This window comes from Sulfurospirillum sp. 1307, from assembly GCF_054408545.1.
Map to the genome: position 1 here is coordinate 1691459 of NZ_CP176011.1, position 14401 is coordinate 1705859.

Below are 14401 nucleotides of genomic sequence, written 5' to 3' on the forward strand. Positions count from 1 at the left end.
AATGTTAGATATAAAACTATTACAAAATAATTTTGATGAAATTGCACAAAAACTTAGAAAGAAAAAAGTTGATGAGGCTATCTTAGAAAAACTAAAAGGGATTTCATTAAAGCTAAAAGAAGAAAGAAAAGCACTTGAAGAGCTTCAGGCTGAGCAAAATAAAAAGAGTAAAATGTTTGGTGTTTATGCAAAAGAAGGCAAAGACATTAATGAGCTTAAAGATGAACTCTCTAAAAACAAAGAACAAATTGCAAAAGCAAATGAAGTTGTAAAAGAGTTAGAAGAAAATCTAACTTCAATAGCAACTACAATCCCTAATGTTCCTGATGATAGTGTACCTGAGGGAGATAGTGATGAAGACAATGTAGAACTTGAAAAAATCCTAACACCTCCAACATTTAACTTTACTCCAAAAGAGCATTGGGAGTTAGCTGAGCTAAATGGCTGGCTTGATTTTAAAAGAGGAGTAAAGCTATCTAAGAGTAGATTTACAGTAGTTAGATTTGATGGAGCAAAAGTTGCTAGAGCTTTGATTAATTATATGATTAAGTTTAATGAAGAGCGAGGCTTTAAAGAGGTCATGGTTCCATATATTGTAAATAGAAATACTCTTATGGGAACAGGCCAACTTCCAAAATTTGAAGATGATTTATTTAAAATTGATGGAGAAGATCTGTTTTTGATACCAACAGCTGAAGTTCCTGTTACAAACCTTTTTAATGATGAGATACTAGAAAGCAGTGATTTGCCTATCAAAATGACTTCATATACTGAGTGCTTTAGAAAAGAAGCAGGTAGTGCAGGAAGAGATACTAGAGGTATGATAAGACAGCATCAATTTTCTAAAGTAGAATTAGTAGCCATTAGTGAACCAAGCCAAAGCGAGGATGTTTTTACTGAAATGGTAAATTGTGCTAGTGATTTGCTCTCTAGTCTTGGGCTTGCCCATAGAAAAGTTATGCTTTGTGGTGGCGATCTTGGATTTAGCGCAGCAAAGACTGTGGATTTAGAAGTTTGGTTACCAGGACAAGGAAAATACAGAGAGATAAGTTCAATTTCAAATACACTTGATTTTCAAGCAAGAAGAGCTAAAATAAGATATAAAGATGGTAAGAAAAACAAACTAGTTCATACCCTAAATGGCTCTAGTTTAGCAGTAGGAAGAACACTGATTGCCATTATGGAAAATTATCAACAAGAAGATGGAAGTATAAAAATTCCAAAGGTTTTAGAGCCTTACATGTAAAACTATTAGGATACTAAATGGCTGAAGAAGAGATTATAATCTTAGAAACTGATGATGAGGAAGAAGCCTCACCAAAAGAAGAAAAGAAAAAGATTTTACCAGATAACAAAAAGAAAAAATTTCTCATCATTGGAGGAATATCTGGTATTGTTTTACTCATCATCATAATAGTAGTTATAATTCTCTTCAAAAATAGTAACAATGATACAAATGTAGCTGACATAAACACAACTCAAATCGTTGAGAAAATCAACAAGAAAACAAACTTACCACAGTTTTCTCCATCACATTTAGAAAATATGATTAAAAAAGCAAATCTTCTTTATGAAAGAGGAAACAAAGAAGAGGCACTAAAAATATATGAAAAAATCGCAACTTTTAATGAGTCTATATCTTACTATAACATTGGAGTAGCAAGGCTCAAAGAGAAAAATTATAAAGGTGCAATTGAAGCTTTCAAGCAAGCAATAAATAATGGAGAACAAAGATGTGTAAGTTCTATAAACTCAGCTGTTGCAGCACTTGAGTTAAAAGACTACAATCTTTTTAAATACTATGTTGACCTTGCTTATTCTTACTTGCCACTTGAGATAAATGCTCCTTTATACTCATATTATATGGGCTTGATAAACTACTACAAAGACTACTACTACGAGGCATTAGCATCTTTTAAACATCCAAGTAGTAAGTTTTACAACTATGAAGAAAAATATCTATCTTCAAAAATTTTAGCATCACTCAATATGAATTACAAAGCAGTAGGCAAGCTAGAAAGTACTGCAAAAATTGATGATGCTCTTACTTTAGGGCTATTATACGCAAGGTTGGGTGAGTTTAAAGTAGCAAAAAATTACCTTACAAAAGCCACACAAAATACACACAATCCTTTACATGTAAAAGCAGCTCTTGCTTTAGTCGAAAATAAACTTGGTAACCTAAAAACTAGTGCTGATTTGATGAAAGATATGCTCAAACTCTATAATGATAAAGCTTTAAAAGTGTATCCCATAAAAACCATTTTAAAAAAATCACTGTTTGATATAAATATTGCACAAAATGAGTTTGATAAAACTCTATTTTTTGATAACCAAAGAACATATGGATTGCTTTTTTATTACGCTCCATTTAAAGTTTTCAATGCAAAACAAACAGTCGATTACATAAGAAAAGGAAGTATTAATATATTTTTAGATGAAATTGGTCCAGCACTTTCATATCTAAAAAGAAGTTCTACTATCTCAAAAGTAAATATATCAATTTCTAGAGGTATAAAAAAAGCCCTTGCTCATCACACTGAACAAGCAAATAAAATCTTTTTAAAAATGATTGATGATTATCCAAAGCACTCGATTTTGCACTATAATTTAGCTTTAACTTATGCACAAATGGGTGCTTATGAAAAAGCTTATGCTCATTTTAAAAAGAGTTATCACTTAAATACAAATAATTATTTAGCTGGTATATTTGCTATCATGGCAGGTCAAATAATCAATGAAGATATTAAAAAACTAAGAGAAGATGTATCAAACAGTATAGATAGTGATGAAAAGCTTCCAAAAACCAATCTATTTAGCTCTTTGCTTCATTTAACAGATAATAATCAATTATCAATGACAAGATGGCTTGAAGAAGAAAAACCAGAAACACCTTTAAATCTAGTATTTGATACTATTATCGCTCACAAAATATTTAATGAAAAAGCTTACCGTCAAAAATCTACTCTTTTAAAGTCAATCCTACCAAAAGATATTATGGCAAATATCTTAAATTTTAATGCAAAATACAAAAAAAATGACATTAAAGAGTATGCAAAAGCAATTCAAATAGAGTTTAAAAAGTTTGATTTGGATTATGATGCATTTTACTATGGAGCTAGACTAGTTCAAGAAAACTATGTAAAATTACTACAAATTGGTGGCTTACTCCATCATGAAAGAGAAGCTCTTATAAAAAAAGCGAAATTAGAGAGAAATGATATACCAGCAATCACTCAAACACTTGCTTATGTTGATATATACACTCATAATTTCGAAGAAGCTTATGTTTTGTATAACAAGCTAATAGATGAAATGGGCAAAAATGACAGTGCAACAATCTTTTTAGCAGCAGTTGCAAGTATTGGGGCTAGACATGTTGAAAATGCAGTAGCCTTGTTAGAGCTTTCAAAATTAACAAATCCAAAGAATTATGAAGCAAGATATGCTCTTGGCCTTTTATACCAAGAGATTGAAAACTGGGATGGAGCTATCATACAATATAATAAAGTAGGTGATCAAGGATTTCAATCACGCTACTTTAGTTTTGAAATAGATAAGTAGAAGCTTTATATATTAGCTCCTGTTTTATCTTTTATACTTCTTAATCCATCTTTCATAGACATGTAACTATTTAGCGCACCTATATAAGCTTTTGCAGTAGCAAGCATAGTATCTACACTAAGTCCATGCCCCATAATAGGAGGCTTACTATCATCAAAGATAACTTTAACAACAACTCTAGCAAGAGCATCTTTACCTTGGGTAACAGCATCTACTTTATAGTCTCTTAATTCGCCTTGAACTCCACAAACTCTGTCAATTACTTTAAATACTGCATCCATTGTTCCATTACCAATTGCGGCGTCAGTTACATCTTGACCATCAACTTCTATTGTCACTGCAGCACTAGGAACTCCTCCAGGATTGCAATCGCTTAACTGAAGAGTTTTAAGCTTGAAAATTTCAGGAATTTTTGTAATTTCTTCAGCAACCAATGCTCTAATATCATCATCAAATATCTCTTTTTTAGCATCAGCTAAAACTTTAAACCTCTCAAATGCTTCATTTATCTCTTCATCTTTTAAATTAAATCCTAAGCCCAATAATTTATCTTTAAAAGCATGTCTTCCAGAGTGTTTACCTAGTACAATAGAGTTTTTATCCAAACCTATATCAGTTGCTTTCATAATCTCATATGTTTCCATATGTTTTAATACACCATCTTGATGGATTCCGCTTTCATGGGCAAAAGCATTTTTACCTACGATTGCTTTGTTTGGTTGTGGCTCAATCCCTGTTATAGTTGAAACTAACTTACTTGTTGGATAAATCTCTTTTATATTTATATTTGTGTAATAATCTTTAAAAATATCTGATCTAGTTCTTAAAGCCATCACTATTTCTTCAAGAGCAGCATTTCCAGCTCTCTCTCCCAAACCATTTATAGTACATTCAACCTGTCTTGCGCCATTTAAGATACACTCAATAGAGCTAGCAACTGCTAAGCCCAAATCATTGTGATTATGAACAGAAAGAATTGCTCTATCTCCAACACTTTCTTTTAAAGCTTTTATTATTGCTCCCATTTCACTTGGCATCCTATATCCAACAGTGTCAGGGATATTTAAAGTTGTAGCACCAGCTTCAATTACTGCATCTAAAATTTCTTTCATAAATCCAACATCACTTCTTCCTGCATCTTCACAACTAAATTCAATATCATCACAAAAAGTTTTTGCATAACTTACTGCATCAACTGCTTTTTTTATAACTTGGTCTGGAGTCATTTTAAGTTTATATTCCATGTGAATTGGACTAGTTGCAATAAAAGTATGAATCCTTTGAAGTTTTGCATGTTTTATTGCTTCTCCTGCTGCTTTTATATCTCTCTCTAACGCTCTTGCAAGTGAACATACAGTAGAATTTTCAACTTGCTCTGCAATTCTACTAATAGCATCAAAGTCTCCAGGACTTGCGGCTGCAAAACCAGCTTCAATTATATCAACTCCTAATTTTTCTAACTGCAAAGCTAACTGAATTTTTTCTTCAGTATTCATTGAAGCACCAGGACTTTGCTCACCATCTCTTAGCGTAGTATCAAATATTTTAATATTTTCCATTTTTATTACCTTGTGTGTATTTTTGTATTATCTTAAAAAGCTCTACTATATTTGTAAAGCAACATTTCTTGATTTGTGTTATTAAATTTAATTAGAAGTTAAGTAAGAGAAGCAGGAGGAGAGCGTTGTTTTTCTTTTGATCTGAAATTTTAAACCTTGACAAGCATGTCATAACGTCTCCTTTTTAAATTTTTTTGTATTATACTAGATTTTCTTGCGTTTTGCAATCGCAAATGTATATATTGCTCTTATCATACCATATAAAAGGTACAATGTAAACATCAAAGTTGTACCTTCTACTGGAAATAAATAAAGTAAAGAAAAAACTATGATAAGTAAAATCAATACTCTTTTTATATTTGCTGTTTTTAAATCAATCTTTTTAAAGCTTGGATATCTTATATTACTTACCATTAAAAATGATAATAATCCCAATGATAAAAGCATAAAAAACTCTATACCATGTAATGCATCATATTTTAAATAACTTAGAACCCACATAGTAAGTACAACTGCAGCACCTGGTATTGGAATCCCTATAAAAACTGAAGGCTCAGTGCTTGTACTCATTATGTTAAATCTTGCAAGCCTAATAGCTCCAAAGACTACATACATAGCGCAAAAAAGAGCTCCTAATTTTCCAAATTTATGGCCTATTGTAAAATAAAAAAGCATTGCAGGAGCCGCTCCAAATGCAATGACATCAGCCAAAGAATCAAACTCTGCTCCAAATTTACTAGTTGTATTAGTAAGTCTTGCTACTCTACCATCTAGTCCATCAAAAACCAATGATAAAAGTATATAAATTGCTGCTTTTTCAAACTGACCATTTGATGATGCTATTATCCCAATCATTCCTAAAAAAGCACTTGCAGCTGTAAAAAGATTTGGGAAAATATACATAAGTTGTAATTTACCATCGCTACTATTCAATATCATTTCCTTTGTGTGCAAAATACCCAAGAACACTTTCACCTGCTTTTACTTCATCGCCTATTGAAACTTTTATTCTAGTATCTAGCGAAATGTAAAGCTCTACACTTCCATCAACTAATAATCCAAATCTAGAAGCACTTTTTAGTGGGCCTATTGTTTTAAACAATTCAATTTTTCTTGCTAGTGTTCCTGCTATTATATTTATCAAGATTTGCCCAAATTTACTTTCACACTCTATCATAACACTTTGAGCAAGCTTTTTACTGAGGCTTGAAGTAACAGGCAAAAACAGTCCATTTCTTTTTTTTGTATTTATTATGTTCAATTTTGTAGGAGACCTTAAAAGAGCTACATTAAAAATAGATTTATCTATTTGGATTTTAACATACTCTTTTTCATTTAATTTTACTTTTTTAATATCTGAAACTTTTCCATCGCATGGAGCTAAAAGAGAAAATTCATCATCTTCATTTGGAAGTCTCTCAGGATTTCTAAATATAAAAACTGTAAAAGCCATGATAGCAAAAAATACCCATGGCAAAAAATCTACATATAAAGAGATTAAAAAAACAACAAAGAAAAAGGCAATATATTTTATGCCTTCCTTTGCTATTATTTGGGTTGTTGTATTATTCTTCATCGCTATTTTCGTTTTTTAAAGACTTTATGCCTTTTTCTTCTTCAAACCTAGCTATAATTTCTCTTAACTTATCACCATCTATTGTTTCATACTCACGAAGCGCTTCAACTATCCTCTCTATACATTCACTGTATTCTTCAAGTCTTTTTTTAACTATGCTATATCTTTCATCTAGCATATTTTTTGTATAGTTATCTAACTCTTCAGCCATTTTTTCACTATACTCATTAGCAGCACTTCCACCTAAAAATGTATTTTGCTGACGAGATAGTACCATAAGACCTGCAACTTCACTCATACCATACATGCTAACCATTGATTTTATTATATCTGTTGCTCTTTGAAGGTCATTTCCTGCACCTGTGCTAATCTCACCTATAAACACTTCTTCAGCAGCACGGCCACCCAAAAGAACATCAATTTCAGCTATAAGTTCATGCTTTTGAGCTAAAAATTTATTTTCTTCTGGAGTATTTAGAGTATATCCAAGTGCAGCCAAACCTCTTGGAATTATTGAAACTTTTGAAACACTCTTTGCTCCTTTAGTTGTCTCAGCAATCAAAGCATGTCCACTTTCGTGGTAAGCTACTATCCTTTTTTCTTCTGGATTAATTCTTCTACTTTTTTTCTCAAGTCCTGCAATAGCTCTTTCAACTGCTTCAATTAAATCAGCTTGTTCAACATGACTTTTACTTTTTCTACCAGCTAAAAGAGCAGCTTCATTGATGATATTTGCTAAATCAGCTCCAGCAAGTCCAGCTGTTAATCTTCCTAACTCATCCAAATCAACATCTTTTGAAAGCTTAATATCTTTAATATGAACTTTTAAAATATCAATTCTTCCTTTTAAATCAGGTTTATCAACTAAAACTTGTCTATCAAATCTTCCTGGTCTTAAAAGTGCAGCATCTAGTACTTCTGGCCTATTTGTTGCAGCTAGTACAATAACAGGTGATTTATCAGAGCTAAATCCATCCATTTCTGCTAAAAGTTGATTTAGTGTTTGTTCTCTCTCGTCATTTCCACCCATTTGTCCATTTGCTGCACGACTCTTTCCAATAGCATCTATCTCATCAATAAATACGATAGCTGGAGCCTCTTTTTTTGCATTTTCAAATAAATCTCTAACTCTACTTGCTCCAACACCAACAAACATTTCAATAAAACTTGAACCAGATACTGAGAAAAATGGAACATCTGCTTCTCCAGCAACTGCTTTTGCCAACAGTGTTTTACCAGTACCCGGAGGTCCTACTAAAAGCACACCTTTAGGAATTTTTGCTCCAAGTTGTAGGTATCTATCAGGGTGTTTTAAAAAATCAACTATCTCTTTAACCTCTTCTTTTGACTCTTCAACTCCAGCTACATCATCAAATTTTACTTTTGGTTTTTCTGAGTTTATTAATTTTTTACTATTTCCCATACCAAGTATTCCGCCACCCATATTTTTTTGCATACGATTTGCTAAAAGCATCCATATACCAAAAAAGATAAAGATAGGAATTACCCAAGAAAACAGTATCTCTGTAAAGATATTTGTTTCGTTAAATCCACCATATGGAATTTTGTGTTCATCTAAAAGTGGTATCAATGTATTATCTTCAGCTACTTTTTTAACTATATAAACAGTTTTTGTAACTCCATTGTCATGAACAGCTCTTAAAATAGTCTGTCCAATTGCAACATAATTTACTTGATTGTTTTTTACAAGCTCTTTAAACTCATAATAATTTATATTTTTACTTATTGCTTTTGCACCACCAAGTCCTGATGTATCACCTAAACCATCTTCAGGAGCCATAAAATTTTTAAATATCACAATAATGACGATGGAAAAAATCGCAAAAACCAAAAGTGGATTTTGATTAAAAAAATTATTGTTATTATTGTTATTATTATTGTTGTTGTTATTTTGATTCATTTACTACCTTTTTTAAAACAAGTGTATACCACTCATATTTTTTATATTTTTCTAAAATTTCTAATTTATTATATCTTGATTCTACTCTATCTATGTATTTATCGAGTATCCCTGAAAGTATTAAAGTACCATTGTCTTTTACTACATGCACTAAATCATTTGCAAGCATGATAAGAACATCAGCTATGATATTAGCGACTACTACATCATACTTTTTTTCACCTTTTTTAACTGAGCCAGTCCAAATATCGTTAAATTTTACATTGTTTAATTTAAAATTTTCAATTGCGCTTTTTGTAGCAAGCTCGTCTGTATCACACAAATCAACAACACCACCAAGTTTAGCTGATGCAATTGATAAAATTCCACTACCACATCCAACATCTAAAATACTATCATCTTTTTTTACATACTTTCCAATCATCTCTAAACAGCCATATGTTGTTTCATGATGACCTGAGCCAAATGCAAGTGCTGGGTCTATGATAATGTTGATTTTATTGTCTTTTGGGTTTTCCCAACTTGGATATATAAAAAATTTTCCAACTTCAATCGATTTTATTGAATCTTTATAAGCTTGTATCCAATCGATATTTTCTTTTACGTGTAGACTAGTTTTTACCGTAATATCTTGTTTTAATGCCTGAGATAAACTATTTGCAAAAAGCTCTACTCCAAACTTAACATCACTCAAGTCATCTTCGCTTCTTACGATGATATCTCCATCTTTTTCTTCGATGGCACTTTGGCCTAGTGATAAAATAAAATCGGCAAATTTTTCGTATTCGCCCGAAGGCGTAATTAGTAACTCGTTATAGGTCTCTTTCATATATTTTAACCTAAAACATCCTCTAATTTTTCTTTTAAAACTGCAGGCGTAAAAGGTTTTACTATGTAGTTATTTACTCCAGCCTTTAAAGCTACAATAACTTCAGCTTTTCCACCTTCAGTTGTTACCATGATGATAGGCATATCTTCATACTTTGCTTCAGCTCTTACTTTTTTTACAAGTTCTAAGCCATTCATCTCTGGCATATTCCAATCAGTAATAAGCACATCAATATCATCATTTTCGCACAAAATTTGCCATGCTTGGGCACCATGTTCAGCTTCTAAAACATCTTTATAACCCAATCTAGCTAGTGTATTTTTTATTATACGGCGCATTGTCGAGCTATCATCCACTACTAGCAGTCTCAATGTCACTCCTTTTTTTCAATTTATAAGTTTACCAATATGATAAATAATCATCTTACATTTTAGCCAAATTTGCTTTTAACTTACTTTAACGAACTATTTCAATTGCTTCTTTTAAATCTAGTGTTCCCTCATAGTAAGCTTTACCAACAATTACTCCTGAAACTTCATTTGTTGCAAGCAGTTTTTTAATATCATCGATATCTTTTACTCCACCACTAGCGATTGTATCAATGCCACTAGCCCTTGCAATCTCAAGTGTAAAATCAACATTTACACCACTTAAAGTTCCATCTTTTCCAACATCAGTACAAATTATAGCTTCAACTCCAGCATCTGCAAACTCTTTTGCTAAATCACTAGCCTTCATTGTAGATTTTTCAGCCCAACCTTCAACTGCAACAAAACCATCTATTGCATCTATGCCTACAACAATTCTGTATTTTTCACACATTTTTTTTACAAAATCAGGATCTTTTAGAGCAATTGAGCCTAGTATTACTCTATCAACTCCAATATCAACATATCTTTTTATGGTATCTTCATCTCTGATTCCACCACCAAGTTCTAACTTCAAATGACAATTTTTTCTAATTTTTTCAATTTGCTCTAAATTTTTAGGCTCACCAGCAAATGCTCCGTTTAAATCTACCAAATGAATCCATTTTGATCCTAGCTCTTCAAACTTCTTAGCCAAAATCCAAGGCTCATTAGAGTAAATCTTAGCACTATGCATCAGTCCTTTTGTTAGCCTAACAGCAACTCCATCTTTTAAATCAATAGCTGGTAATATTTCCACCTTTACAACCTTACAAAATTTTCAAGTATTTTTAGTCCATTTTCATGTGATTTCTCAGGGTGAGGCTGAAATCCAAATATATTATTTTTTTGAACAGCACTCACAAAATCGTATCCATAAAAAGTTTTACCAATCACAAATTCATCTTTACATGTAGCATGAAAACTATGCACAAAATATAAATAAAACTCTTTTGGCATATCTTTAAAAAGCTCAGAATTTTTTTCTACATGTAGAGCATTCCAACCCATATGTGGTACTTTTAGCTTTTCTTCAAATTTAGCTTTGTCAAACTCTACAACCTCACCTTCTATGAGTCCTAAGCCTTTAGTCACTCCAAACTCTTCGCTTTGTTCAACTAAAAGCTGCATTCCAAGACATATACCCAAAAGTGGTTTTCCACTCTTAGCAAACTCTAAAATAGCTTCTTTTAATCCAGTTGAATTTAAATGCTCCATAGCATCTTTAAAAGCTCCAACGCCTGGAAGTATGATCTTATCAAACTCTTTTAATCTATCAGCATCTTTTACGAGCTCAATTTTAGTTCCAATCTTATCAAAAGCGTTTATCACACTTCTTAGATTTCCCATATTATAATCAATTAGAGCTATCATTATCTGTACCTTTTGAAACTGATTTTACATAAAAAGCAAGAGAAACTAAAAGGATAGAGACTCCGCCTATGAGATAAACTGCTGTTTTGATATGAACTGCGTCAGTTATAGCAAATTTGAAAACCAACATCAAAGCTTCAATTGCAAGGGCTATAATAATCGAGCCTAAAAATCGCACCATAGTTTTGTGAATCCCATGAGCCTCATCTTTGTTATGCCGTCCTAAAACTTCTTCTTCAAAAATAGTTTTAACCAAATCAAAAATAGCAAGTGATAAAGTTAATAGAATTGTTGATTTAAACATAAGCTCTATATTTTTAAAAGCATTCATAAAACCTTGGTCGATAAGTGTTAAAATACTTTTGTAAAATAGTAAAAATGCCACAGTTAAAAGAGCTATTGAAAATGCAGAATATGCAACTTTTACAAAATCTCCAAATAGTGATTGAGAAGAAGTAGGATGAGCAATCTTTAAGACTTCTTCTAAAGATATATCCATACAAGCTACATAAATTAGCTCTGATTTATCATTGTATATAGGAAAAGCAGCAGTTACACTCAAAGAATTTGTCAAGGTTGATGGGTAAGGGTCAGTCAAAACACATCTTTTTTGCCTTACTGCTCTATAAAAATAGGATTTATTGCTTCTATTTTCACCCTTCCCGCCTTTAAATTTTGATTTATTTGTCAGGTTATCTGTAACTTGAACACCATTGCTATCAAGTACATAAAGTGCTTCAAAATTATCCATTTCATTGATTATTTTATCAAGTGATTTTTGTATCTCATCTAAGCTAGGATTTGGAAGGCGATTTGGCATATTTCTGCTAAAAAGATAACAAAAATAAGCTCTAGCTCTTTGCCTTACTTCTGCAAACTGCTGTATTTCTCTTACTACCATGTAGCATAACTCCTTTGAAACATTATGTAATATATTATACTTGTTTTCTTTTTTAATTATGCTTACTAAGTGGTTAATTAATGCATCATTTTTTTGATACTGGTTTATTTTTTCAATTTAAACACTTTAGCACTAGGATCCAACACTACAGGTTCAAACAAGTTTTTATCATAATTTTCAAATACAAAAAGCTGTATATAAAGTGAATTTAACGCTTGATTATCTACAAGTAAAACTGAACCATAAGAGCGCATAAATATGAGGTTTATTACTCCATCATCTGAGATTCTTTGTTTTTGTCTTATGAGTTTTTTGTTTTTATCATATGCTGTTATGTAAAAATCTTTTAGAGGTACTTCTTTATTGCCTATTTTTATCATACCTGTTTTTTTATTGAAAATGATACCGCCTCCTAAATTTAGCAGGCTTCCACTATCTTTAAATCTATTTGTTTGATAAAAGAACATCCTTCTATTTGTTTTTCCATTCATCAAATCTATATCGCTAAATCTAGCAACAGTTGGGAAAATTCCCATCATCCTATATGGTAGATAAAAGTATACTTCTCTAGTTTTTTTAGGAAGTTTTATGTTCGTTTTTAATGAATCTAAAAAATCATTTGTATCTTTAAAACCATAATCTATGGTCATTTTTTCTATGTTTGATCGATTTCTATCTGGATCATCTTCTTTCATTAGAAATCTTTGTTCAGTATATTCTACATCAAGTCTTGCCAAATTTGAAGCACTAACTTGCTCACTTGTAAGCATATAACTAACAGGAAAATTAACCTCACCACTATGTTTTCCACCATCAATGAGTGTTTTTAAATCACCATAATATCTTAAAGGATAACCATAATCCCACCAAGCTATGGCATAATCTTTTTTATTTGAAATTTTATTTAATTTATCTATGACACTAACTTCTTGTTTTGTAAAAACTGTTGGAACTTTATATCCTATTATATGCATGACATTTGGGTATAAAATCAAAATTGTACATGTAGATATAAAAATTATCTTTAAGCCTTTGTTTTCAAAAAACTCTGTTACAAAAAATAAAAGATAAGCAACCCCAAAAGCAGCTACAGGAACTGCATAGATGGTAAATCTAAGCCCACCAACATAAGCTAAAAATCCAAGCCCAAGCATAGGAAGTGCCAAAAGCATTACTCTGTGACGATAGCACATGATAGCATAGCCAATAATGGAGAGAAAAAATGTAATAGTATGCCCACTTATCCTATTTGCAAAAGTTTCAAACGGAATTTTTCCAGCTTCTCTGATAGTTTGAGTAACTGTGAAAAAATGAAGCCCTAGTCCATCACTAGAAGCTGCAATATTATCATTAAAAACATAACCTTTTAATTGTCCCCATATGGGATTAAATCCACCACTTATAAAAAATAGTACTACTCCAAGACCTAAAACATAGTATATATATTTATCAAATTTTTCTTTTTTAAATAAAAAGTAGATACCTATAACAAAAACTAATCTAACCAAACTAGGAAGTCCCATCATAGCAAAGAGCATGATAGCCAAAAGTTTATACATGTAGATATTTTTTCTCTCATACATCAATGTATAAAGCAAAATCAATCCAAAAAATGCAAACTCCAAAGAGTAACTTTGAGGATACCAAAGTCTGTAAGCTATAATCTCCAATGCTGTAAATATCAAATACCTCTCAGCCCTTGTGTTAAAAGCCAATATAAGAGACCATAAAAGAAGAATTGGGAAAAGTATATTTAACATATCAGTATCATAATACCCAACCATAGTCCTATTATAGTAACTCCAAGCGATACTTGCTATAAGAGCTGATACAAAGCCTATCTCAAGTCTTTTTAAACTGTTTGCTATAAGAATCATAGGAACTACTACAAGCGAGCTTAAGATTGCAGGCATATAAAAGATAATACTTTCAAATGAAAAAGGAAGCACATAAGCAAACATAGCAGTAAGCCAAGCAGGAGCTGTACTAGTTGGAGATAAACTAAACTCATCAAATACACCTCTTAGTATATCTCTAGCACCCTCTGCCCAGTAGTAACCATCATTGGTATTTATCATAAATTGGCCATTCCATTTAAAAGCTTCAACTCCACTAAACTGATAAACCCAAATTAACCTAAGTCCTACGCTAAAAATAAATGCAATAGCCATATAAATGTATAATTTTCTATCTTTTGTCATACTATCTCCAAAAATGTTTAAAAAATAGATTTATATAAAAGTGTAGTATATATGTTTTTTGCATAAATC

12 protein-coding genes are annotated in these 14401 nt (G+C 31.6%); 2 read left to right on the plus strand and 10 right to left on the minus strand.

Annotated features, from left to right (window positions below):
- The first annotated feature begins 1 nt into the window (after nt 1).
- Together serS and ACKGJI_RS08600 are read left to right on the plus strand one after the other, a co-directional pair.
- Complete coding sequence (gene serS, locus ACKGJI_RS08595) at nt 2–1246, plus strand: serine--tRNA ligase (RefSeq protein WP_458699875.1); 1245 nt, start codon at nt 2–4, stop codon at nt 1244–1246.
- 17 nt (nt 1247–1263) lie between these two features.
- The gene (locus ACKGJI_RS08600) at nt 1264–3564 is read left to right on the plus strand and encodes a tetratricopeptide repeat protein (RefSeq protein ID WP_458699876.1); all 2301 of its coding nucleotides are present in this window, start codon (nt 1264–1266) and stop codon (nt 3562–3564) included.
- Between the two features lie 5 nt (nt 3565–3569).
- On the opposite strand, the gene ACKGJI_RS08605 is transcribed toward ACKGJI_RS08600, so the two are convergent.
- The 10 genes from ACKGJI_RS08605 to ACKGJI_RS08650 form a co-directional block, all read right to left on the minus strand.
- Entirely contained in the window at nt 3570–5123 is a 1554-nt protein-coding gene (locus ACKGJI_RS08605) for a 2-isopropylmalate synthase (RefSeq protein WP_458699877.1), read from the minus strand.
- A gap of 204 nt (nt 5124–5327) precedes the next feature.
- A complete protein-coding gene (gene pssA, locus ACKGJI_RS08610) occupies nt 5328–6062 on the minus strand; it encodes a CDP-diacylglycerol--serine O-phosphatidyltransferase (protein WP_458699878.1) in 735 nt (244 codons plus the stop codon).
- Nucleotides 6049–6699, minus strand: a complete 651-nt coding sequence (locus tag ACKGJI_RS08615; protein ID WP_458699879.1) for a phosphatidylserine decarboxylase — start codon at nt 6697–6699, stop codon at nt 6049–6051. The genes pssA and ACKGJI_RS08615 overlap by 14 nt, the downstream gene beginning before the upstream one ends.
- A complete protein-coding gene (gene ftsH, locus ACKGJI_RS08620; RefSeq protein WP_458699880.1) occupies nt 6689–8620 on the minus strand; it encodes an ATP-dependent zinc metalloprotease FtsH in 1932 nt (643 codons plus the stop codon). The genes ACKGJI_RS08615 and ftsH overlap by 11 nt, the downstream gene beginning before the upstream one ends.
- On the minus strand, nt 8607–9449 hold the full coding sequence (locus ACKGJI_RS08625) for a 50S ribosomal protein L11 methyltransferase (protein WP_458699881.1): 843 nt from the start codon (nt 9447–9449) through the stop codon (nt 8607–8609). The genes ftsH and ACKGJI_RS08625 overlap by 14 nt, the downstream gene beginning before the upstream one ends.
- A gap of 5 nt (nt 9450–9454) precedes the next feature.
- Entirely contained in the window at nt 9455–9820 is a 366-nt protein-coding gene (locus ACKGJI_RS08630) for a chemotaxis response regulator CheY (RefSeq protein WP_458699882.1), read from the minus strand.
- An 85-nt stretch (nt 9821–9905) separates the two neighbouring features.
- The gene (gene hisA, locus ACKGJI_RS08635) at nt 9906–10616 is read right to left on the minus strand and encodes a 1-(5-phosphoribosyl)-5-[(5-phosphoribosylamino)methylideneamino]imidazole-4-carboxamide isomerase (protein ID WP_458699883.1); all 711 of its coding nucleotides are present in this window, start codon (nt 10614–10616) and stop codon (nt 9906–9908) included.
- Nucleotides 10617–10618: 2 nt separating this feature from the next.
- Complete coding sequence (gene hisH, locus ACKGJI_RS08640; RefSeq protein WP_458699884.1) at nt 10619–11230, minus strand: imidazole glycerol phosphate synthase subunit HisH; 612 nt, start codon at nt 11228–11230, stop codon at nt 10619–10621.
- A complete protein-coding gene (locus ACKGJI_RS08645; RefSeq protein ID WP_458699885.1) occupies nt 11214–12131 on the minus strand; it encodes a PDC sensor domain-containing protein in 918 nt (305 codons plus the stop codon). The genes hisH and ACKGJI_RS08645 overlap by 17 nt, the downstream gene beginning before the upstream one ends.
- A 104-nt stretch (nt 12132–12235) precedes the next feature.
- Nucleotides 12236–14332: an STT3 domain-containing protein gene (locus ACKGJI_RS08650; protein ID WP_458699886.1), complete on the minus strand. Its 2097-nt coding sequence runs from the start codon at nt 14330–14332 to the stop codon at nt 12236–12238.
- Nucleotides 14333–14401 lie beyond the last annotated feature (69 nt).